The organism is Bradyrhizobium sp. CCGUVB23 (assembly GCF_024199885.1).
Lineage (GTDB): Bacteria > Pseudomonadota > Alphaproteobacteria > Rhizobiales > Xanthobacteraceae > Bradyrhizobium.
Map to the genome: position 1 here is coordinate 8,721,708 of NZ_JANADQ010000001.1, position 22,467 is coordinate 8,744,174.

Annotated in this window: 19 protein-coding genes; 10 read left to right on the forward strand and 9 right to left on the reverse strand. The window is 64.5% G+C overall.

Features of this window, described 5'->3' with window-relative positions:
- Positions 1 to 161: 161 nt before the first annotated feature.
- From NLN62_RS40780 to NLN62_RS40795, 4 genes are all read left to right on the forward strand, one after another.
- Positions 162 to 1,283, forward strand: coding sequence for a methionine ABC transporter ATP-binding protein (locus NLN62_RS40780; RefSeq protein ID WP_254112399.1), 1,122 nt, complete (start codon positions 162 to 164; stop codon positions 1,281 to 1,283).
- A complete protein-coding gene (locus tag NLN62_RS40785) occupies positions 1,273 to 1,938 on the forward strand; it encodes a methionine ABC transporter permease (protein ID WP_027523273.1) in 666 nt (221 codons plus the stop codon). Before NLN62_RS40780 ends, NLN62_RS40785 begins: the two co-directional genes overlap by 11 nt.
- A gap of 189 nt (positions 1,939 to 2,127) precedes the next feature.
- Entirely contained in the window at positions 2,128 to 2,802 is a 675-nt protein-coding gene (locus tag NLN62_RS40790; protein WP_254112400.1) for an HAD family hydrolase, read from the forward strand.
- Positions 2,803 to 2,898: 96 nt separating this feature from the next.
- Complete coding sequence (locus NLN62_RS40795) at positions 2,899 to 3,741, forward strand: hypothetical protein (RefSeq protein ID WP_254112401.1); 843 nt, start codon at positions 2,899 to 2,901, stop codon at positions 3,739 to 3,741.
- A 65-nt stretch (positions 3,742 to 3,806) separates the two neighbouring features.
- Here NLN62_RS40795 and NLN62_RS40800 read toward each other — a convergent pair whose 3' ends face one another.
- Positions 3,807 to 5,000, reverse strand: a complete 1,194-nt coding sequence (locus NLN62_RS40800) for a GDSL-type esterase/lipase family protein (protein ID WP_254112402.1) — start codon at positions 4,998 to 5,000, stop codon at positions 3,807 to 3,809.
- A 129-nt stretch (positions 5,001 to 5,129) separates the two neighbouring features.
- Entirely contained in the window at positions 5,130 to 6,380 is a 1,251-nt protein-coding gene (locus tag NLN62_RS40805; RefSeq protein WP_254112403.1) for an acyl-CoA dehydrogenase family protein, read from the reverse strand.
- 169 nt (positions 6,381 to 6,549) lie between these two features.
- Between NLN62_RS40805 and NLN62_RS40810 the strand changes: the two genes are divergently transcribed.
- Positions 6,550 to 7,503, forward strand: coding sequence for a helix-turn-helix domain-containing protein (locus NLN62_RS40810; RefSeq protein WP_254112404.1), 954 nt, complete (start codon positions 6,550 to 6,552; stop codon positions 7,501 to 7,503).
- Between the two features lie 20 nt (positions 7,504 to 7,523).
- On the opposite strand, the gene NLN62_RS40815 is transcribed toward NLN62_RS40810, so the two are convergent.
- Complete coding sequence (locus NLN62_RS40815; RefSeq protein ID WP_254112405.1) at positions 7,524 to 8,720, reverse strand: Xaa-Pro peptidase family protein; 1,197 nt, start codon at positions 8,718 to 8,720, stop codon at positions 7,524 to 7,526.
- 463 nt (positions 8,721 to 9,183) lie between these two features.
- On the opposite strand from NLN62_RS40815, the gene NLN62_RS40820 reads away from it, so the two are divergent.
- The 5 genes from NLN62_RS40820 to NLN62_RS40840 all read left to right on the forward strand — a co-directional run bounded on the left by NLN62_RS40820 (position 9,184) and on the right by NLN62_RS40840 (position 15,718).
- Complete coding sequence (locus NLN62_RS40820; protein ID WP_027523280.1) at positions 9,184 to 10,203, forward strand: TRAP transporter substrate-binding protein; 1,020 nt, start codon at positions 9,184 to 9,186, stop codon at positions 10,201 to 10,203.
- A 21-nt stretch (positions 10,204 to 10,224) separates the two neighbouring features.
- Positions 10,225 to 12,114 carry a TRAP transporter large permease subunit gene (locus NLN62_RS40825; protein WP_254112406.1) on the forward strand — a complete coding sequence of 630 codons (1,890 nt, stop codon included), beginning with the start codon at positions 10,225 to 10,227 and terminating at the stop codon, positions 12,112 to 12,114.
- 20 nt (positions 12,115 to 12,134) lie between these two features.
- Complete coding sequence (locus NLN62_RS40830) at positions 12,135 to 13,784, forward strand: acyl-CoA synthetase (RefSeq protein ID WP_254112407.1); 1,650 nt, start codon at positions 12,135 to 12,137, stop codon at positions 13,782 to 13,784.
- Positions 13,785 to 14,008: 224 nt separating this feature from the next.
- Positions 14,009 to 15,394, forward strand: a complete 1,386-nt coding sequence (locus NLN62_RS40835; RefSeq protein WP_254112408.1) for an autotransporter outer membrane beta-barrel domain-containing protein — start codon at positions 14,009 to 14,011, stop codon at positions 15,392 to 15,394.
- 9 nt (positions 15,395 to 15,403) lie between these two features.
- Positions 15,404 to 15,718, forward strand: coding sequence for a hypothetical protein (locus NLN62_RS40840; RefSeq protein WP_254112409.1), 315 nt, complete (start codon positions 15,404 to 15,406; stop codon positions 15,716 to 15,718).
- Here NLN62_RS40840 and NLN62_RS40845 read toward each other — a convergent pair.
- The 6 genes from NLN62_RS40845 to NLN62_RS40870 are packed head-to-tail and all read right to left on the reverse strand — an operon-like array spanning position 15,715 to position 22,353.
- A complete protein-coding gene (locus tag NLN62_RS40845; RefSeq protein ID WP_027523284.1) occupies positions 15,715 to 16,521 on the reverse strand; it encodes an MBL fold metallo-hydrolase in 807 nt (268 codons plus the stop codon). The genes NLN62_RS40840 and NLN62_RS40845 overlap by 4 nt on opposite strands.
- 14 nt (positions 16,522 to 16,535) lie before the next feature.
- Complete coding sequence (locus NLN62_RS40850; protein ID WP_027523285.1) at positions 16,536 to 17,312, reverse strand: TatD family hydrolase; 777 nt, start codon at positions 17,310 to 17,312, stop codon at positions 16,536 to 16,538.
- Between the two features lie 10 nt (positions 17,313 to 17,322).
- The gene (metG, locus tag NLN62_RS40855; protein WP_254112410.1) at positions 17,323 to 19,320 is read right to left on the reverse strand and encodes a methionine--tRNA ligase; all 1,998 of its coding nucleotides are present in this window, start codon (positions 19,318 to 19,320) and stop codon (positions 17,323 to 17,325) included.
- 41 nt (positions 19,321 to 19,361) lie between these two features.
- Positions 19,362 to 20,408, reverse strand: coding sequence for a DNA polymerase III subunit delta' (locus NLN62_RS40860; RefSeq protein ID WP_027523287.1), 1,047 nt, complete (start codon positions 20,406 to 20,408; stop codon positions 19,362 to 19,364).
- Positions 20,405 to 21,091, reverse strand: coding sequence for a dTMP kinase (tmk, locus tag NLN62_RS40865; RefSeq protein ID WP_254112411.1), 687 nt, complete (start codon positions 21,089 to 21,091; stop codon positions 20,405 to 20,407). Before tmk ends, NLN62_RS40860 begins: the two co-directional genes overlap by 4 nt.
- A gap of 2 nt (positions 21,092 to 21,093) precedes the next feature.
- Entirely contained in the window at positions 21,094 to 22,353 is a 1,260-nt protein-coding gene (locus NLN62_RS40870; RefSeq protein ID WP_027523289.1) for a D-alanyl-D-alanine carboxypeptidase family protein, read from the reverse strand.
- Positions 22,354 to 22,467 lie beyond the last annotated feature (114 nt).

Sequence of the window (22,467 nt, forward strand, 5' to 3'; positions counted from 1 at the left end):
CGGCCCGGATATCTGCGATTGCAAGACAGGCCGGATCGGGCGATTGTGCGTGCTGCAATGCAGCGCGCAGTCCGGCAATCCCGCTCGCCTGACGCTTCCCAGCGCTGCCACCTCGCTTGGCCGCTCGAGCCGGCGATGCCTTGCGAATGAGAGTTTTTCGAATGAATGCACACCAAGCGCTCGCGGTCGGGGAACCGATCGGGGCACACGCAGCAATTTCGCCCGGCGATGCGCCCGACGCCATGGTCCGGTTTGAAGGCATCTCCAAGGTCTATCCGGCCTATCGCCACAAGCCCGGCGTTCATGCGTTGCGAGACATCGACTTTGCGCTTGCGCGCGGATCGATCACCGGCGTGATCGGCCGCTCCGGCGCGGGCAAGTCGAGCCTGGTGCGCCTGATCAACGGGCTGGAGAAACCGACCACCGGCCGCGTCGTGGTCGACGGTCGCGACATCTCCGCGCTCGCCGGCCGGAACCTGCGGCTCGCGCAGCGCTCGATCGGAATGATCTTCCAGCACTTCAACCTGCTGTCCTCGCGCACCGCCGCCGACAACATCGCGCTGCCGCTGGAAATCGCCGGCTGGCCGAAGACCGAGATCAGCGCGCGTGTCGCCGAGCTGCTCGCGCTCGTCGGCATCGCTGACAAGGCCGACCGTTATCCCTCGGAACTCTCCGGCGGCCAGAAGCAGCGCGTCGGCATCGCACGGGCGCTGGCGACGCGCCCCAACGTGCTGCTGTCAGACGAGGCGACCTCGGCACTCGATCCGCAGACCACGCGCGCAATCCTCGATTTGCTCGCGAACATCAATCGCGAGCTTGGCGTGACGATCGTGCTGATCACGCATGAGATGTCCGTGGTGCGGCAGCTCGCGAAGGAGGTGGTCGTGATCGATGCCGGCCACGTCGTCGAGCGCGGCCACGTCGCAGACATCTTCACCAATCCGCAGCATCCCATCACGCAATCCTTCATCGCCGAGGTTGTCGGCGATAGCCTGCCGGTGTCGCTGGCCTCGCGCCTTACGAGCGCACCGGTTGCGGGCGGGCAGGCCGTGATCCGCGTCCAGGTGCGCGGCACGGGTGCGGGCAACACGCTCGTGGCGCGGCTCGCGCGCGAGGTCGGCATCGACGTGGCGCTGCTGGCCGCGCGCATCGACGAGATCGGCGGCCAGCATGTCGGCTCGTTGACGATCGGGATTCCCGCCGGGGAGGGGGCGGCACAGCAGGTGCTGGCCTGGCTCGCGCAACACCAATTCGCTTCGGAGCGTCTCGGCCATGTCGCCTGAAATGATCAATCTCATCGTCCAGGCCACAGGCGAGAGCCTGTTCATGGTCTCGATCGCCGCGCTGCTCGGCACCGTCTTCGGCCTGCCGATCGGTGTATTCCTGGCGACCAGCCGCAAGGGCGAGCTGTTCGCCGCGCCCGCGGTCAATGCCGTGCTCGGCATGGTCGTGAACGCGACGCGCTCGACACCGTTCATCATTCTAGTGGTCGCAATCATCCCGTTCACGCGCCTCGTCGCGGGCACGTCGATCGGATCGACGGCGGCGATCGTGCCGCTGACGATTGCGTCGACGCCGTTCATCGCGCGGCTCGTCGAAGCCGCGATCCGCGAGGTCGATGCCGGGCTGATCGAGACGGCGTCCTCGTTCGGAGCATCGCCGCTGCAGATCGTGTTCAAGGTGCTGATCCCCGAGGCGCTGCCCGGCCTCGTCCTCGCGCTCACGCTCGCAATCGTCAGCCTGCTCGGCTACTCCGCGATGGTCGGTGCGGTCGGCGGAGGCGGGCTTGGCGATCTCGGCATCCGCTACGGCTACCAGCGCTTCATGCCGGAGATGATGCTCGCCGTCGTGGTCGTGCTGATCGCGCTGGTGCAGGCGGTCCAATCCGCCGGCGACTATCTGGCCCGCCGGGTCAATCGCCGACTGCGCCATCGCTGACGCCTGAGCATGATCCGGAAAAGTGTGAAGCGTTTTCCGAAAAGGTCATGCTCAAACAATAGCCTAAGAGCGCGATGATGGTTCAATCCCATCGCGCTCTAGAGGAACAAGCTATCGTCTTGATCGTATGCTTCCATGTCGCGGCGGAGGCGAGGGCGCTCCGCCGCTACGATCAGATGGAGAGCTTGCATGCGCATCGAACCGGTCTTCCTGTTTGACCTCGACGGCACGCTGGTCGACAGCGTCTATCAGCACGTTCTCGCCTGGAAGCACGCGCTCGATGCCGAGGGCATCGAGCTCTCGGTCTGGCGCATCCACCGCAAGATCGGCATGAGCGGTGGTCTCTTCACCAACCAGCTCCTGCGCGAGATCGGGGTGGAGATCAGCGAGGAGCGCATCGACCGGCTGCGCCGCGCGCATGCGGCATCCTACCAGCAACAGGCGGGCCAGATCCGCCCGCTGCCGGGCGCACGTGAATTGCTGCAATGGCTGTCGGAGGCGAAGATCCCGTGGGCGATCGCCACCAGCGGCCGGATGGAGACCGCGGCCGTGAATCTCACCTCGCTCGGCGTCGATCCGCAACGCACGCCCGTGGTGACGCGCGACCAGGTCAAATATGCAAAGCCCGATCCCGATTTGTTTCTCGCTGCAGCCGCGCGGCTGAACGCGCCGATCGAGACGGCGGTCGTGGTCGGCGACAGCGTCTGGGACATGATGGCCGCCGTCCGTTGCCGCGCGCTTGGCGTCGGCCTCTTGAGCGGCGGCTACGGGCCGGACGAGCTGCGCCAATCCGGCGCCTTCCGCGTCTATGAAGATCCTGCCGACATGCTGCGCCGGATCGACGAGGTCGGCGGCCGGCGCTAGTGCCGGCGCAAGGCGAGGGCGCCCTCCTCGGAATGAACCTTCCCGCGGAACCCGGGCACAAAGACTGAAGACAGCTCCTCACCCGGCGGGATCGTTATGAAGTGGCTTAGCCTGCTCTGCTTGCTCATGTGCGTCACGAGCGCAAATGCTGCCGGTTCCGAGCAACGTTACCTCGAGCAGCACTACATCGACTTGCGCGATCGCTACATCGAAAAATTCTCCAAAGCGCCGGAGAACGACGAGACCTCCAAGCAGCACGAGGCGGCGCTCAAGGAGCTCGCGGGGGTGTTGCGCGGCCGGATCGGGCCGGTCGTGATCAAAGGACTTCCTGCTGTCCCACAGTCAAATGTCGACACCCTCTTCAAGGGCGACTCGGGCTTTGGCCATCTTGACGGACTCGCCTTCTACTCCAAAGCCGACAAGACGGAGGCCGTGGTGACGACCATGGCTCTGCTCAAGCACTGGCTCGGCGAGCACCGCGAGGACGGCATGCCGCAGGAGATGGGCGCCGCGTTCAAGTCAGACCGCTTCTATTACTCTGCGATCCAGGACGCCGCCTTCGCCAAATATGCGGAGCTGCCGATCGCCAGGCCTGCAGCGGCGAGCGTCGCGGTCGCCGTGCTGGGCTTGCGCGGCAACGGCGACATCAAGGGGCCGCCGAGCGAAATCGACGTGGTCGTGATCCAGGGCGAGAATGTCTATTTCGTCGCCGTCCGCGACGCCGTGAAGACAGCCGAGATCCCGGCCTGCGAGCAGGTCTGGAAACAGATGATGGCAAAGCCCATCAACAAGAAGGACCCGCGGGGCGATATGACCCGTGAGGATCAGGCGATGGCCGCGTTCACGGCATGCTTTGCCAAAGCGGCGCCGAACCAGAGTTGGTTCGCCAGCGCCGTCAAGAAGGCGCAGAGCCAGATCGAGCTATTGCCGCTGCGCTAGTCTTGGTGCGCGTCTCGCCGAAAAAAGCCCGGGCGATGCTCCTGAAAGCAGGACCGATGGCAGCTCTATTTGCCTTTGCGCGGTGTGATCATCTCCAGTTCGATCGCATTGCCCATCGCGGCATATCCGGCGCGGTTGGGGTGGAGCTTGTCACCCGGTCCACCCGTCGATGAATTAGGCTGCATCGCCGACTTGATCTCGCCGGTCGCGGCATCGAACGTCGCCGCGTCGAAATCGACGACGCCATCGAAAATCTTGCTCGTGCGCAGGAACTCGTTGAGTGCCTTGCGCTTGGCGTCGACCTCAACGCGGCCATGCGTCGCGATGATGCTGTGCAGCGCCGATGTCAGGGTCGCGGCAACGATCGTCACGCCGGGGATGCGCTCGCGCAGCCGCGCGACGCCGTTGGAATAGCCGTTCTCCACCGTTTCCACGGCAGCGTCGGCGGCCCCGAAGTCGTTGATGCCTTCCATCCAGATCACCGCGGCGACGCCCGGCAGGCTGATGACGTCACGGTCGAGCCGCGAGATTGCCGAGGGGCCACCCGCAAACGGCTTGTCCGGGGAATAATCCGACGGGCCAGCGACCTGGTTGCCGCCGATGCCCTGATTGACGATGACGTAGTCGTCACCGAAACGCGCATGCAACCGGCGCGACAGGACATCCGGCCAGCGGTCATCGCCGTTGATCGTGGTCCCAGTACCGTCCGTGATCGAATCGCCGAAGGCGACGATTAGTTGGGTGCGATCGGCGACGCTCATGTCGACCTCATCCAGGAAGTACCAAGAGGTGGTCGAGAACGGGAAGCCGGTCTCGGCGATCTCGCTGCTCCTGGAACCATCGCCGGGCGCGGTCAGATCGGAGACGACGCTTTCGCCCGCAGGGATCGTGATGCTGGACTTGCCACCGAACTGAGCCGCGACATTGGTGCCCTCGACAATCGCGGCGCCGCTGTGTTGCAAGCCGACGAATACGTTGTCGAACGTCACCGGCCGGGTTCCAAACACGTTCGATAGCCGAATGCGGGTTTGGCCTCCCCACACATCAGGCCGAACGACGAGGCGAAAGCTCTGATCCCGAGCGCCCAGCTCCGGAGAGGGGAAGGCAAATCGGAGTTCGGGCTGCGCCGTCGCATTTCCTGCCGGATAGGGCCCTTGGGCCGAGCCTGTCCAACTCGCGATCCAGCGGTCCGCACGCGCCGGCACCGACAACGCAAGCAGGGCAACAACGGCCACCACGGCGCGCACAAAACCTTGCATCAGCGTCTCCTCCCGGTGCCATTTTTGGTTGCGGGCAGAAGGTTGCCGCCAGGCAAGATGCGCTGCGCTCACGCCTCATGGCCCGCGGAGATCTGCGGCTGAAAGATCTTCAGCGAGGACATGGGCCCGCTAGTCGTGAATCCCCTCGGCGGCCGCCAAGGGATCGTAGGACGGGCTCCTGATCAACTCGTGCAACTGGCGCCGCCGCACGCCCATGTTTCCGCCGTCGTAGAGCGGGAAGCAGAGGGCATCCTGCATCAGGCTCGCGAGCGGATGCATGTCCGTGTAGCTGTCGACGCCGACCAGCCTCATGGCATCGTAGACGACCTGCACGGCGAGCTCTGAGCAATACACCTTGGCCATGTGGGGAAGCTCGTGATCGCTTCCTCCGGACAGATCGAATTGCTCGCAGGCTTTCCAGCTCAGGTAACGGGCTGCCTCGATGCGCATCTTGATGTCGGCCAGCATGTACCCGACGTTCTGGTGCTCGATCACAGGAACCGGTCCAGATCGCCTGTCCGTGCGCGCGAAATTCAGCGCGCAATCAAACGCAGCGCGCATGACGCCGACCGTCGCGGCCCCGATCAGCGCAGCCGTCCATGCGAAGGCGGTGCCGATGATCTTCCCGCCCTGGCCGGGGGCCCCGATGATGTTGCGCGCGGGGACGCGAACATTCTCGAAGCGCATGCGGGGTGAAATCGTGGCGCGATGGCCCAGAGTATCCAATATCCCGGTCACCTTGATCCCGGGCGTGTTGCCGGGGACCATGATGACCGCCAGCGACTCGGCTGGTCCCTTGCCAGGATCGGTGCGGCAGACGACGGAGTAGAGGTGGGCGCCTTTGCCGTCCCACCCGGTGCCGTTGGTCGTGTAGTGCTTCTCGCCATTGATGACCCAGTCATCGCCCTCGCGAATGGCGAAGGTGCGGACCCCGAACCTTGGATCGGGCGTGTCGAAATTGGCGCCTCCCGTGACCTCCGTGAATGCCAGTGCAGCGAGTCTCATGCCGTCTTCGATGAACGGCTTGAGGAATTCCGACTTTTGCAGCTCGGTTCCGAACCGCAGGACCGGCTGCAATCCCAGCCCCGTCGCCAGCACGGCCGATGGGACGTTGATATCGACGCGCGCAAGCTCTTCGGCACCGAGAGCGAAGTTGAGCGTCGACATTGCTGCGCCGCCATACTCTGCTGGAATAAGCGCCTTGACGAAACCAGCTTCGACCATTTTCGCGTAGAAAGGACGCGTCGCGTAGAAGCGCTCGTCCGGCTTGGCGTACTCGTCGATTTCCGGCTTGACCGCCGTCAGCACGGATTCCGCGAAAGCCCGCGCACCCGACCTGATCGCGAGTTGATCGGTGCTCAGCTTGAAGGTTACAGTCATTTGGCAGCTCCGGTTCGCGTGTGAACTGGCTGCCAGTTTCGGCCGTGGCGCAGCATCGCTTCTTGGCAATGAGAGAATGAAAACTTGGCCGTGAGCGAACGGCGATGGCCTCGATCTTGCTTGATGGACACAAGCCAAAGCCGCCATGCCGGGCGGAGAGGTGGGTCTGATGCAGATTTGGAACACCGAAGAGCTGCCCGACCGCGAACAGTTTGCCTATTGGCGCGAAGTGCTGTGCGAGGCCTTCGTGACGCTCAGGCCCGAGCTTGCCGAGCGACGAGACCTGCGGCGGTTTCCCAGCCGCGTAACGGCTCAGCCGCTTTCGACCATCAACGTGACGACCGTCCAGTCAAAGGCTCACCACGTCATCCGCGGGGATGCGGAGATCAGAAAGTCGCCCCGGGAGGTGTATTTCGTGAACCTTCAACTGGCGGGGCGCTGTCGCTACGAGACGGAAGGCAGAGAGACCATCGTTGGACCGAACCAGTTCGCCATTGTCGATTCGACGCGGCCGTATTTTCTCGATTTCATGGACGATTGGGACGTATTTTCGTTTCGCATCCCGCGGCACATGCTGCGACCATTGCTGCAGGCGCCCGACCGGTCGACGGGCATCTGCGTCTCGAACACCGGCGCTCTGGGCGAGATCACGATAAGCTTTCTCAAATCGCTCGCCGGCCGCGTCAGTGATCTGCCTGCGGACGCAGCGGAGTCCCTTGCCCTCGATCTGGTGAACCTGGTGGCGCTTTCAGTCGGCGGGACGGAGGAGGCGCGAATGGGTCAGCGCCAGTCCCTGCACCGCGGGCTTCACGCCGCCATCCTGAAGTTCATCGACGCCAACCTCGCCGATCCCTCGCTCTCTGCCGCCTCCGTCGCGGCGCATTTCCGGATTTCCACCCGCTATCTGCACAAGGTGTTCGAGGAGTGGGAGCACTCGTTCGCGCAAACCGTGCTGGAGCACAGGCTGCTCCGCTGCGCGGCCGAACTTGAGGGACCAATGGATATGCGGGTCTCCGACATCGCCTTCCGCTGGGGCTTTGGCGACCTCTCGAATTTCAATCGCAATTTTCGCCAGCGCTTTGGACTGTCCCCACGGGATTATCGGCATCGGCGGCGGACCTGACGGATATCGGAGCCACGCCGCTAAAGCGCGCTACCGCCGAGATTCCAACCGCGGCCGGCTTCGCCAAAGATCTCGTAGCCCGTCGGCGTCACCACGACGGTGTCCTCGAGCTTGATGAAGCCGCGCTTGGGATGCTTCATGGTGGTCTCGATCGACACCACCATGCCTGACTCCAGCGGCAGCCGTGCGTCGGGATCATCGTAGGGAACCGGACCTTCGGCGGTCAGGCGAGGGGCCTCGTGGCTGACGAGGCCCATGCCATGGGCCAGGAAATCGGTGCAGTCGCGCTGGCTGATTTTCGCGAGCTCTTGCTCGGCCGCAGCATAGATCGCGCCGCCAAGCGCGCCCGGCCGCACGGCGGCAAAGGCGGCGCGCTGGACGGCCTCGATCTCGGCCAGCAGGTCCTTCAATTCACCATCCGGCTCGCCCAGCACGGCCATGCGGGCGAGGTCGCCGATATAGCCGTGATAATTGCCGCCGGAGTCGAGCGAGAGCACATCGCCTTGCTCCCAGCGCTGCGGCGACGGCGCCCGGTTGTGGCTGTTGCCGCAGGCAAGCAGGCAATATTCGAAGGTCAGCCCGCGCTGGGCCTCCGCGATGCGCAAGGCGTCGGACAGCTGCTGCTTGGTCGTACCCGGGCCATGCTTCGAAATCACCTCCAGCATGGACGCGATCACGAGCTCTGAGGCGGTCTTGAGCTTGGCAAGCTCGGTGTCCGACTTGACTGCACGCAGGCGATCCAGCAGCAGGAGCGCGTCCCAGAGCTCGCCATCGGCTAGGGTGTCGGCCAGCGCATGCCCGGCGTCCATCGGCAGAAACGCCATCTCGACCCCAACCCGCTTCATCGGCACGCCAGCGTCCTTCAAGGCGTCGACGGCGCGCGTGACGGCATCGACCGAGCCGTTGGACTCGGTCTTGACCTGCGGCACCCATGGTGCCGCCACCGCGCGCTGATGGGTCTCCAGGCGGTGCCCGACATAGATGGCCTTCCCGGGCTCGCCTTTGGGATAGGCCAGGACCGGCAGGTACCGGCTGACGCCCAGCGCATCCATGTAGTCGAAGAAGATCGCGCGCTCGGCGCCCAAGAGGTACTGCACATTGTGCTTGGAGGTCGCGATCAGCACATCGAGGCCGGCGGCCTCCATGAGACGGTCGAGCTTGGCGGCATCGAATGGAATGGCCCGAGACTCAGGCCCGCGCGCGGCATGCTTCGGCATGATGAGACTCCCAGGAACAGCGGTCTTTGCCGCCTGTGAAGAGATTGGCCTTGGGCTTCGCTTGGAGAGTTAATTGTGAGCCGGGAGCGGGGTTCTGGGTAGCTGCGGAAATATCCGGCCTGATCTGCAAGCCCATATCCGTAATTCGCATAAGGTATATTATGGAATATTTTTATATCGAATTAGATCAGATATTTACACGGAATTCCTGACAGCACGCATTCGGTTGAGCTCCCAAATCGTCACAGCCGTTGAGCCTGGTGGCCGCTAACGGGCGCTACTTTGCATGGGGTTGTTTTGCCAGGTTTTGTGGTGAGCCCGCACCTCCGAAAGCCGATATTGCCGCGGCCCGGCTCCGCTGCAATAAGCGACACCTCGCGAGATCGCAGATGACCTCATGGCCTTCCGTCCGTATAGGTTTGCATCTCAGAACAACAACAAACCTTTTGGGAGCAAACCCCCGATGAGCTTTTCCCGACGCACGCTTCTCAAGGCCTCCGCCGCCACCGCCGTTGTTAGCGGTATCGGCGCACCCCATGTGGCGCGCGCCCAGACGGCCGAGTTTTCGTACAAATACGCCAATAACCTGCCGGACACCCATCCGCTGAACATCCGAGCCAAGGAGATGGCTGCGGCGATCAAGAGCGAGACCGGCGGCAAGTTCGACCTCCAGATCTTCCCGAACAACCAGCTCGGCTCCGACACCGACATGCTGAGCCAGATCCGCTCTGGTGGCGTCGAGTTCTTCACGCTGTCCGGCCTGATCCTTGCGACGCTGGTGCCAGCGGCCTCGATCAACGGCATCGGCTTCGCGTTTCCGGACTACGACACGGTCTGGAAGGCCATGGACGGCGATCTCGGTGCCCATGTCCGCGGCGAGATCAAGAAGGCCGGCCTCGAGGTCATGGACAAGATCTGGGATAACGGCTTCCGGCAGACCACGTCCTCGACCAGGCCGATCAACGGCCCGGACGATCTGAAGGGTTTCAAGATCCGCGTGCCCGTTTCGCCGCTCTGGACCTCGATGTTCAAGGCGTTCGACGCGGCGCCCGCCTCGATCAATTTCAGCGAGGTCTATTCGGCGCTCCAGACCAAGGTCGTCGAGGGCCAGGAGAACCCGCTGGCGATCATCTCGACCGCAAAACTCTACGAGGTGCAGAAGTACTGCTCGCTGACCAACCACATGTGGGACGGCTTCTGGTTCCTGGCGAACCGCCGCGCCTGGGAAAAGCTCCCTCATGACGTGCGCGACATCGTTGCCAAGAACATCAATGCCGCCGCCATCAAGGAACGCGCCGACACCGCCAAGCTCAATGCCAACCTTCAGCAGGAGCTGGCCGGCAAGGGCCTGACCTTCAACCAGCCGGCAACCGCGCCGTTCCGCGACAAGCTGCGCAGCGCCGGCTTCTATGCCGAATGGAAGGGCAAGTACGGCGATCAGGCCTGGGACCTCCTGGAAAAGGCCGTCGGCAAGCTGTCGTAACGCATCAAGATCAAGGCCGTCATGGCTCATATCGAGGTTCAGGTGACCGAGGTGGTGGGCGAGGTGACCGTGCAGTCCCCTCGCCGACCTTCGTTTCTGGCCTCGCTGGAGCGCCTGCTCGGCTTCATCGTCGAGACCCCGGCGGCGATCCTGGTCGTCGCCGAGATCGTCATCCTGTTCGCCGGCGTCGTCGCGCGTTACGGATTTCACCGGCCGCTGATCTGGTCGGACGAGCTCGCCTCCATCCTGTTCCTGTGGCTGGCGATGCTGGGCGCCGCGGTGGCGTTCCGCCGCTCCGAGCACATGCGCATGACGGCGATCGTCGCGAGCGCGCGCCCGGCGATGCGGGCCTATCTCGATCTCGTAGCGGTCTGCGCCGCGCTGGCGTTCCTCGTGATGATCGTCTGGCCGTCCTACGATTACGCCTATGAGGAAAGCTTCATCACCACGCCGGCGCTGCAGATCTCGAACATGTGGCGCGCCGCGGCGCTGCCGGTCGGCATCTGCCTGATGGCGGCGTTCGCAGTGCTGCGCCTGCTGCGCGCCGCCGACTATCGGACCGTGCTGACGGCCGCGCTGACCGTTGCCGTCGTCGTCGGTTCGTTCTGGCTCGCCGAGCCGTATTTGCGGCCGCTCGGCAATCTCAACCTGGTGATCTTCTTCGTCGGCGTCGCCGGCTTCTGCGTCTTTGCTGGCGTTCCCATTGCGTTCGGCTTTGGCCTTGCGATCTTTGGCTATCTCGCGTTGACCACGCGCACACCCGTGATGGTGCTGGTCGGGCGGATGGACGAGGGCATGAGCCATCTGATCCTGCTCTCGGTGCCGCTGTTCGTGTTCCTTGGGTTGTTGATCGAAATGACCGGCATGGCCCGGGCCATGGTGGCCTTCCTGGCGAGCCTGCTCGGCCATGTCCGCGGTGGGCTGCATTACGTGCTGGTCGGCGCCATGTATCTGGTCTCCGGCATCTCCGGCGCCAAGGCAGCCGACATGGCCGCGGTCGCGCCGGTCCTGTTCCCCGAGATGAAGCAGCGCGGCGCCAGGCCCGGCGATCTCGTCGCCCTCCTCGCGGCCACCGGCGCGCAGACCGAAACCATTCCGCCGAGCCTCGTGCTCATTACCATTGGCTCGGTCACGGGCGTCTCGATCGCGGCCCTGTTCACCGGCGGCCTGCTGCCCGGCGTGGTGCTGGCGCTGACGCTCTGCATGCTGGTCTGGTGGCGCTACCGCCACGAGGACATGGGCCATGTCCGCCGCGCCACGGCTGGCGAGATCGGCAAGACCTTCGTCATTGCCCTGCCCGCGCTGGCCCTGCCGTTCGTGATCCGCTACGCGGTGGTCGAAGGCATTGCGACCGCCACCGAGGTCTCCACGATCGGCATCGTTTACGGCGTCCTGGTCGGCCTTTTGATCTACCGCCGCTTCGACTGGCGGCGGCTGTTTCCGATGCTGGTCGAGACTGCGGCGCTGTCCGGGGCGATCCTGCTGATCATCGGCACCGCCACCGGCATGGCGTGGGGCCTGACGCAATCCGGCTTCTCGCGCTCGCTCGCATCAGCCATGACCGGGCTGCCCGGCGGCTCGGCTTCCTTCATCGCGGTTTCGATCCTGGCCTTCACCATCCTCGGCAGCGTGCTGGAGGGCATTCCGGCCATCGTGCTGTTCGGGCCGCTTCTGTTTCCGATCGCGCGCGCCGTCGGTGTGCATGAGGTGCACTATGCCATGGTCATCATCCTCGCCATGGGCATCGGACTGTTCGCCCCGCCCTTCGGCGTCGGCTATTATGCCGCCTGCGCGATTGGACGCGTTGACCCCGCCGAAGGCATCAGGCCAATCTGGGGCTACCTGCTGGCGTTGCTGGTGGGATTGATTATCGTTGCGATCTTCCCGTGGATTTCGATCGGATTCCTTTGAAGAGTTGAGGGAGTGTGCCGATGAATAAGAGGCAGAACCACTACAATATCGGCCTGGACAAGACGCCCGCCAACTACGTGCCATTGAGCCCGTTGAGCTTCCTCGCGCGCAGCGCCGCCGTCTATCCCGACCATGTCAGCACCGTCTATGAAAGCCGCAGCTTCACCTGGGCCGAGACCTATGAGCGGTGCCGGCGCTTTGCATCGTACCTGGCAGGCAAGGGCATCGGCGTCAGCGACACCGTGGCAGCCATGCTGCCGAACGTACCTGCGATGAACGAGGTGCATTTCGCGGTCCCGATGACCGGCGCGGTGCTCAATGCTTTGAACATCCGCCTCGACGCGCCCTCGATCGCGTTCCAGCTTGATCACGGCGGGGCCAAGATCATCCTGGTCGATCCCGAGTTTGCCGGTGTCATCACCGATGCGCTGGCGCAGATGAAGGGTCCAAAGCCGTTTGTGATCGACGTCGACGACACTTCATTCAAGGGCGGACAGCGTATCGGCGAGATCGAGTATGAAGCAGCGGTCGCGCAGGGCGCCCCCGGCTTCAACGCGATCCCGCCGCAGGACGAATGGGACGCGATCGCGCTGAGCTACACCTCGGGCACCACGGGCAATCCCAAGGGCGTCGTCACCCATCATCGCGGCGCGTATCTCAACGCCGTCAGCAACATCCTCGCCGGCAATCTCGGCCAGCATCCGGTCTATCTCTGGACGCTGCCGATGTTCCATTGCAACGGCTGGTGCTTCCCCTGGACCATTGCCGCATCGGCCGGCATCAACGTCTGCCTGCGCAAGGTCGAGCCGACCAAGATCTTCGAGCTGATCAAGACGCACGGCGTCACGCACATGTGCGGCGCGCCGATCGTCTACAACACGCTGATCAACGCGCCCGATGCGCCCAAGGGAAATGCCGCTCGGCGCATCGTTGGCCTGATTGCGGGCGCGGCGCCGCCCGTCGCCGTGCTCGAAGGCGCCGAGAGCATCGGCATCAGGCTCACCCACGTCTACGGGCTCACCGAGGTCTATGGCCCCGCCTCCGTCTGCGCCGAGCAGCCGGGCTGGGATGAACTGTCCGCGCCTGAGCGCGCGCGTATGAAGCGCCGGCAGGGCGTGCCCTACCCGCTGGAGGAAGGCGTCACCGTCATCAATCCGCAGACCATGCAGGAGGTGCCGCGCGACGGCGAGACCATCGGCGAGGTCATGTTCCGCGGCAACATCGTGATGAAGGGCTATCTGAAGAACGAGAATGCCACCAAAGAGGCCTTCGAAGGCGGCTGGTTTCACACCGGCGATCTCGGGGTGCTCGACGAGCACGGCTACGTCATCATCAAGGACCGCTCCAAGGACATCATCATCTCCGGCGGCGAGAACATCTCCTCCGTCGAGGTCGAGGACATCCTTTACAAGCACCCGGCCGTGCTGTTCGCAGCCGTGGTGGCAAAACCCGACCCGAAATGGGGCGAGGTGCCCTGCGCCTTCGTCGAACTGAAGGACGGCGCGAGCGCCAGCGAAGCCGACATCATCGCGTTCTGCCGCTCGCATATGTCGGGCTTCAAGACCCCGAAGGCCGTGGTGTTCGGGCCGATCCCGAAGACGTCCACGGGCAAGATCCAGAAATTCCTGCTGCGCAACCAGGTGGACTCGGCGAAGGCGATATCAGCCTGATTCGCCTGTTGCGTGCGATCGGGGCTCGGGTTCCCGTGAAAGTCCGGAAACGGCCGGAAAAGATTTGAAAAAAATCCCGGCCTGCCTACGGTTTCAAAAGGTCGGATTCGCTGATTCCCGAACGAGGCGCTGCGCGATAGACGCGGCGGGCGACCGGCCCGGTGGGGCGCTTCATGCGATTTGTCTTGCGCACAGACGCATCTTTGCGTCGGGCGCTGCTATTGATGATCGGATTGCTTCCGGGCATCGCGCACGCGCAAGGCCTGCCGGAGGCGCCTGTTAGCGCGCCTGCGACGGAGCAGGCTGCCGCTCCTGCATCGTCCCCGCAAACACCTCAGATGCCCGCAGGTCCCGCATCGCCGGCAACGCCAAACGCCGGCAGCGCTGCCATCGCCTCTCCGGCCACGCCCAACAGCGGCGCGGTCACCGGCGGCATGACCTCACCTCCCGTGGGCAGCAATCCAACCAGTCAGCCGAGCGTCGCTGCTGCAGCCATGTCGCCACCTTCGGGTATGAGTGCCGGCATCGGTCCGGCATCGCCACCGGGCCCATTGGCGCTGTCCCAGGCCGAGACCGCGCAAGCGACTTTCCTCGCGATGACGCAGTTCACGCAGACGCTGCTCGATCCCGCTATCGACGGTCGCGGCGCGGAAGCCTCGCCGGCGCTCGCTGACGAAGCGCTGGCGGCCTACGCCGCGATCCCGTCAGATCGAACGCGCGGTGGTGTCGGGCGCGAGGTCTATGAGGCCCTCTACGGCAAGATGCCCCTCACCGGCTCCTCGTACGCGCCGCATTGGAACGTCTGGGCTTCGGGAATCGGCGGCTCGCAAGTGGCAGGCAGCAGCGCCGCGCCGGGCCCGAGCTCATCGAGCCGGATTTTTGCAACCGTGGTCGGGGCCGATTACTCGCTGTCGCCGCAAACGCGGTTTGGCTTTGCCATGGCCGGCGGCGGCACCAATTTCGCCGGCAGCGCCGGCAGTGGTCGCTCCGATCTGTTTCAGGCCGGAACCTTCGTCAGGCATACGGTCGGGCAGGCCTATGTCGCCACGGCGGTTGCCTATGGCTGGCAAGCCATCACCAGCGATCATCCCGGCGTCGACCAGCTCAACGCGGCCTTCAACGCCAATGCTTATTCCGGCCGCATCGAGAGCGGCTATCGCTTCGCGATTCCCTGGCTCGGCGTGACCGCTTACGCTGCCGGACAGGTCATGGCCTTCAGCCTGCCGGCAAACGCATCCCAACCGGCCTTTGCTACGAACGCGTTTGCGGCGGCCTTCGGCAGCGATCGTGTCACCGACAGCCGCAGCGAACTGGGCTTGCGCACCAACGCGTCCTTCGCGCTTCAGGGCGGTGCGCTGAATTTGCGGACGCACCTCGCCTGGGCGCATGATTTCAGCGCCGCAAGCACGGTTGCACCGGCTTTCCAGGCGCTGCCCGGCCTCGGTTACTTCGCCAGCGGCGCGGCGCTGGCTCCGAACTCAGCGCTCGCGGGCGGGGCGATTGAATTGAAATGGCTGAACGGCTGGGCCGCAGCCGCAAGCTTCGACGGCGAATTCGCGAGCCAGGTGCGGTCCTATACCGGCAAGGCCGTCATGCGCTACGCCTGGTAGGACGACACCGTGAAGAAAATCGCTGTCCTTGCAATCGTTATACTTCTTTCCACTAGTATCGTTCTTATGGCCAAGCCACCAATGCCAGGAGAATGGCAGTTGCTGAGGAAGGGCGACCCTCTGGACGTGGTGAAGTCGAGAGTGCCCGATCTACAGCATTACGATGAGACCATGTTCACCTCGCAACGCGAGGTCGACCACTTTGGAATCGTGTTTTCATGGACAATGTACGTTCATTTTGACCGGACAGGGAAACTGGTGAGCATGAACGGTCGGAGCAGGAACGATTGGAGCGGCCTGCTCGATTCTCATTTCGAACTCTAAGGCGACGGCACGATCTCCAGCCGCATGCCGTCATAAGCCGGCACCACGCCCGCCGGCAGCGACTGCCTCACCACCTCGTAATCGACGTCAGCAGTCATGTTGGTGATGACAGCGCGCTTCGGCTTGAAGCGCTCGATCCAGGACAGCGCGTCATTGATGCTGAAATGGCTGACGTGGCCGGTGTAGCGCAGGCCATCGACGATCCAGAGATCGAGATTTTCCAGCGCACCCCAGCTCTCGCGCGGAATGTCGTTGAGGTCGGGCGTGTAGGCGGCATCGCCAATACGATAGCCGAGCGCGGGGATCTGGCCGTGTTGCACCAGGAAGGCCGTCATCTTCACCGCGCCGCCCTTCCCCAGGATGGTCTGGGTCTCGCCCGCCTCGATGGAATGCCGCGTCAGGATCGGCGGATAGTCGCTGCCCTCCGGCGAGATGAAGCAATAGGAGAACCGCGCCATGATGTCTTTGGCGGTCGACTGGTTGAAATAGGTCGGAATGCGCTTGCGCATGTGCAGCACGACCGAGCGCAGATCGTCCATGCCGTGGGTCTGGTCGGCATGCTCGTGGGTCAGGAACACGGCGTCGATGTGGTCGACATTGGCGTCGATCAGCTGCTCGCGCAGGTCGGGCGAGGTGTCGATCACGATCCGCGTGGTGCCGTGCTCGCCGGCCTGCTCGACCAGCAGCGAACAGCGGCGGCGGCGGTTCTTTGGATTGTTGGGATCGCAGGCGCCCCAGCCGAGCGCCGGGCGCGGCACGCCGGCGGAGGAGCCGCAGCCCAGAATCGTCAGCGTCAGTGTCATGCGGCGTCCCTGGTTCAGGCCTTCACCCTGGAGAACAGGCGGAAGAAGTTTTCGGTGGTCTGGCGCGAGATCTCCTCAAGCGATACGCCGCACGTCTCGGCGAGCACCTTTGCCACCTCCACCACATAAGCCGGCTCGTTGCGCTTGCCGCGGAATTTGCCCGGCGCGAGATAGGGCGAATCCGTTTCCACGAGGATGCGGTCCGCCGGAAGCTCGGCCGCGAGCGCGCGCAATGCTTCCGACTTCTTGAAGGTCAGAATGCCTGTGAAGCCGATGTAGAGACCAAGCGAAATCGCCTTCAGAGCAAGCTCGCGTCCGCCCGTGTAACAATGCAGCACGGCGGCAAATGATCCTTTCGCGACTTCTTCCTCCAGGATGCGCCCGCAATCCTCGTCCGCCTCGCGGGTGTGGATCACGAGCGGCAGGCCGGTTGCGCGCGCCGCCGCGATATGGGCGCGAAAGCCCCTCGCCTGCGCCTCCGGCGAGCCGTTGTCGTAGAAGTAATCGAGCCCGGCTTCCCCAAGCGCAACCACCTTGGGATGCTTCGTCAGCGCGATCAGCTCGTCGGCGGAGACGCCGTCCTCCTCATCCGCATTGTGCGGATGGGTGCCGACCGAGCAATAGACGTTGTCGTAGCGCTCGGCGATGGCGATGAGCTGGTCGAGCTTGCGCACCCGCGTCGAGATCGTGACCATACGGCCAACGCCTGCGGCCGCGGCACGCGACACGATCCCGTCGAGATCGTCCGAGAAATCCGGAAAATCCAGATGGCAGTGACTGTCGACCAACATCGTCCGGGCCTTACGCCGCCGGCTCGACGTAGCGCGGGAACGCCGGCGTCGGCGCGGGCAGCGTCGAGCCGGGCGCGATCCGCTTCTCGCCGCCGAGCATCGCAAAGTTGCGCTCGCCTTCGGGGATGCCGAGGCTGTCGAGCAGCTTGCCTGATGCCGTCGGCATCGCGGGCTGGGTCAGGATCGCGATCTGGCGCACGACTTCGGCGGTCACGTACAGGACCGTTTTCTGCCGCGCCGGATCGGTCTTCGCCAGCGCCCAGGGCGCCTCGCCCGCGAAGTAGCGGTTGGCTTCGGCCACCACGGCCCACACCGCGTTGAGCCATTGATGGATCTGCTGCGTCGCCATCGCTTCACGCGCAAGCGCGATCATGCCATCTGCCTGCGCCAACATCGCCTTGTCGTTGTCGCTGAACTCGCCGGGCTCCGGCAGCACCCCACCGAGCTGCTTGGCGATCATCGACAGCGAACGCTGCGCGAGATTGCCGAGATCGTTGGCAAGATCGGCATTGATGCGCGCGACGATGGCCTCGTGGTTGTAGTTGCCGTCCTGGCCGTATGGCACCTCGCGCAGGAAGAAATAGCGCATCTGGTCGACGCCATACTGATCCGCGAGATTGAAGGGATCGACGACATTGCCGACCGACTTCGACATCTTCTCGCCCCTGTTGAACAGGAAGCCGTGCGCATAGACCCGCTTCGGCAAGGGAATGCCCGCCGACATCAGGAACGCCGGCCAGTAGACCGCGTGGAAGCGGATGATGTCCTTGCCGATGATGTGGACGTCCGCCGGCCAGCGGCCCCAGTTGGCGTCGCTCTCGTCGGGGAATCCGACGCCGGTGATGTAATTGGTCAGCGCATCGACCCAGACATACATCACATGCTCTTCGTCACCGGGCACTTTCACGCCCCAGTCGAAGGTGGTGCGCGAGATCGAAAGATCGCGCAGGCCGCTTCTGACGAAGCTCACCACCTCGTTCTTGCGCGCATCCGGGCCGATGAACTCGGGCTTCTCCTCATAGAGCTTCAGGAGCTTGTCCTGGTAGGCAGACAGCCGGAAGAAATAGCTCTTCTCCTCCACCCATTCGACCGGCGTGCCCTGCGGACCAAGCCGCACACCGTCATCGTTCAGGCGCGTCTCGTCCTCGGCGTAATACGCCTCGTCGCGCACCGAGTACCAGCCGGCATAGGTGTCGGCATAGATGTCGCCGTTATCAGCCATCCGCCGCCAGATCTCTTTGCTGGAGCGGTGATGCTGCTCTTCGGTGGTGCGGATGAAGCGATCGAACGAAACGTCGAGCCGCTCATCCATCTCCCTGAAGCGGTTGGCGTTGCGGGTCGCGAGCGCCGACGGCGTCAGCCCCTCGTTCTGCGCGGTCTGGACCATCTTCAGCCCGTGCTCGTCGGTGCCGGTCAGGAAGAACACGTCCTTGCCGTCGAGTCGCGCAAAGCGCGCGAGCACGTCCGCCGAGATCGCCTCGTAGGCGTGGCCGATATGGGGCTGGCCGTTGGGATAGGCGATCGCGGTCGTGATGTAAAAGGCGTTTTCGCGCGACGGCGCCGCCACCGGCTCTGCGGTCTGCGGAGCGACTTCTTTCTTAGCAGGCGCGCGCGGCGCTTTCGGCTTCGCAGCCTTGGGAGGAGCCGCGACGGGGGCCGGCCTCGCGGGTGGCGCAGCCACCACTGTTGGCTTCACGACCTTCGCCGCTTTCCCGGCGGCCTTCTTGGCAACGACCTGCTTCTTAGCGCTCGTCTTGCCGGCCTTCTTCGCCGTCTTGGTCACGCGCGCTTTGGCCTTGGATTTGGACTTCTTCGCAGTCTTGGCAGCAACCTTCCTGGTCTTCTTGGCAGCTTTGGGCGTACGCGACCTGGCCGACCGCTTCGCGGCCTTCTTGGCTGTTTTCTTGGTCGATTTCTTGGCCGTTTTCTTGGCCGTTTTCTTGGCGGTCTTTTTCGCAGCCTTCTTGCCGCTCTTGCGTTTGACGGTTTTCTTAGCTCGCGTTGCCACCACGAATTCCTTTGCGGCTCTAAAAAAATGGAAACCAGCGCCTAGCGCGTTGCGTCCGCGAGCCAGCCGAACACCGAAAAAACCAGCGGCTTGCGCTCCAGATTGTAGGTTTCGGTGTCGCGCGCGGCGCGGACGATCTTTTCCCATACCTCCGCAAGCCGTGCAAGGCGCGGCAGGTTCTGGTTGGCGCTCGCCTCATCCGCATGCAGCCGCTCGGCGATCCAGCGGTCGATGCCGTCGATGAAGGCCGCGAGAGCCACGCGATCGCTGGTGCCGAGCGAATCGCCGAGCGTGTGCAGCTCCTTTGGATCGACCTGCGGCAGACGCGCGAGCAGCGCCGCGGTACGCTGCTGAAGCTTCAGCGCATCGCCGCCGAGCAGCGTCAGCGCCCGCGCGACACTGCCCTCGGAAGCCTCTGCAGCCTCTCGCAGAGCCGGATCGCTCACGTCGAGCTCGGCGGCCACAGCCGCAGCACCGATCACGTCGTCGGTCGCAAGCGAGCGCAGGCGCAGCTTGCGGCAGCGCGACTGGATCGTCGCCAGCACCCGCGCCGGCGCGTGGCTGACCAGCAGGAACAGCGATTGCTGTGGCGGCTCCTCTAGGATCTTCAACAGCGCGTTCGCCGCGTTCGGATTGAGCTCATCGACGGTGTCAACGATGCAGACGCGCCAGCCTTCGGCAGCCGCCGTCGAGCCGAAGAATGCGATCGTCTCGCGCGTCTCGTCGACCGTGATGACCGTCCTCATCACGCCGCGGTCGTTCGCCGTGCGCTCCAGCGTCAACAGCCCGCCATGCGAGCCGGCGGCGACCTGACGCGCCACGGGATCGTTCGGATCGATCGACAGATCCTCGGCTCGCTGCACGGCGGGCGCGAGCGGATGGCCATGCGCGAGGACGAAGCGCGCCATCCGGTACGCCAGCGTCGCCTTGCCGACGCCTTGCGGTCCGCCAATCAGCCAGGCATGCGGAATGCGCCCGCTGCGATAGGCGGTGAGCAGTGCCGCTTCGGCTTCACGATGGCCGAACAGGCGGCTGGTCTCGCGCGGATGCGGAATCGCGGTCTCGCGCTCGGTCTGGCGAGGGCTCATGCGGACGCTGCCTTCGTCGGAGCGCTGAACACGCGATCGCGCAACGCCGCCCAGATTCGCGCGGCGACCGTGTCCGCATCGCCACTGGCGTCGATCAGCACGCAGCGTCCGGGATCGCCGGCTGCGATCTTGCGATAGGCCTCGCGCAGATCCTGATGGAATTTGAGGCTCTCGCCCTCGAAGCGATCCGGTGTGCCGCTGCCACGCCGCGCGGCCGCGCGCTGCAGACCAATCTCGACCGGCAGATCGAGGATGATCGTGACGTCCGGCTTGAGATCACCGATCGTAACCCGCTGCATCGCGTTGATGACGCCTTCAGGCACGCTGCCGAGGCTGCCCTGATAGGCCCGCGTCGAGTCGGCGAAGCGGTCGCACAGGACCCACGTGCCCTGGTTGAGTGCCGGCTCGATCACGGTGCGGACATGGTCGTCGCGGGCGGCCGCGAACAACAGTGTCTCGGCATCCGGCCCGAGCAGCTTGCCCATCCCGGACAGCACGAGATGGCGCATGATCTCGGCGCCGGGCGAGCCGCCGGGCTCGCGAGTGACGATGGTCTTCAGCTTGGTGGCGTCGAGCCGGTCGGCGAGCCGCTTGATCTGGGTCGACTTGCCCGAGCCCTCACCGCCTTCAAAGGTGATGAATCGCCCGCGCCCGGACGGCGACTTCACTGCAATCTCGTTCATGGTCAGAGCTTCTCGGCGCCCGCGCGGAACATGCCGATCACGAGCTCGCTCGCGCCGTCGATCGCGCGCCGCATGGTTGAGCCGGTGCCGATCGCCTCCGCCGCATAGACCGGTGTCTCCACAGCGATTTGGCCGCTGCGCCAGACCCGCACCACGCCGACCGGCTGCCCCTCCCGGACCGGCGCGCGCACCGGACCGCTGTAGACGATGCGCGCGATCAGCTTGTCGCCGCCGTTCTTGTGCACCATCACCTTGACCGGATCCTTGGCGACAAGTTTCACCGAGCGGCTCTCGCCGCCGAACACCTTTGCATAGCCCACCGGCTGGTCGGCCGCGATCAGCGTCCGGGTCTCGAAGTTGCGAAAACCCCATTCCAGCATCTTCTTGGCTTCGGTGGCGCGATCCTCGGAGTCTTCAAGGCCGTTGACGACGACGATCAGCCGCGTGCCGTTCTGCACGGCCGAGCCGACCATCCCGTAGCCGCCCTCCTTGGTGAAGCCGGTCTTCAGCCCGTCGGCACCTTCCATGGCGTTGAGCAGCGGATTGCGGTTGGGCTGGCGGATCTTGTTCCAGGTGAACTCCTTCTCGCCGAACAGCTTGTAGAACTCCGGATAGTCCAGGATGACGTGGCGCGCGAGAATGCCGAGCTCGCGCACCGTCATCTTGTTGCCGGGGTCGGGCAACCCGTTCGAATTGGCGAAGGTCGATTTGGTCAGGCCGAGCTCGCGGGCGCGCTTGGTCATGAAATCGGTGGCGAAAAGGCGCTCGTTGCCCGCCATGCCTTCGGCGAGCGCGATGCAGGCGTCGTTACCGCTCTGGATGATCGCGCCATGCAGGAGATCGTCGACCGATACCTTGCTGTTGATCGCGGCGAACATGGTGGAACTGCCGGAGGGCGCACCGCCCTTCCGCCAGGCATTCTCGCTGATCCGGTATTCATCGGTCAGCTTGATGTCGCCCTTCTTCACTGCATTGAAGACGACCTCCGCGGTCATCAGCTTCATCATGCTGGAGGGGGCGCGCAGCTCGTCGGCATTCTTCTCGAACAGCACGCTGCCGCTGGACGCCTCGATCAGGATCGCGGTGGGCGCGTCGCCATCAAAGCCGGCTTCTTCCTTCTTGGCGCCCTGCACGCTCTGATTGGCGGCATAGAGCATGCCGCCCCAGCCGAGGCTCAGCGCCACGCCGGCGGCAACGAGCCCGCGCGCGAGCCACCCGGCGGCGAACCGGGATGGGCGGGTCGGAGGAAAGTGAAATGCCATGGCGAAGCCCTGAGAGCGGCGTTCTAACAGTTGGCCCCCGCGCAAACAACACGGGGAACCGGATCATCACCCGAAGATTGCACAGGTGGGCCGGGGTCCCTATCGTGGCGCCTC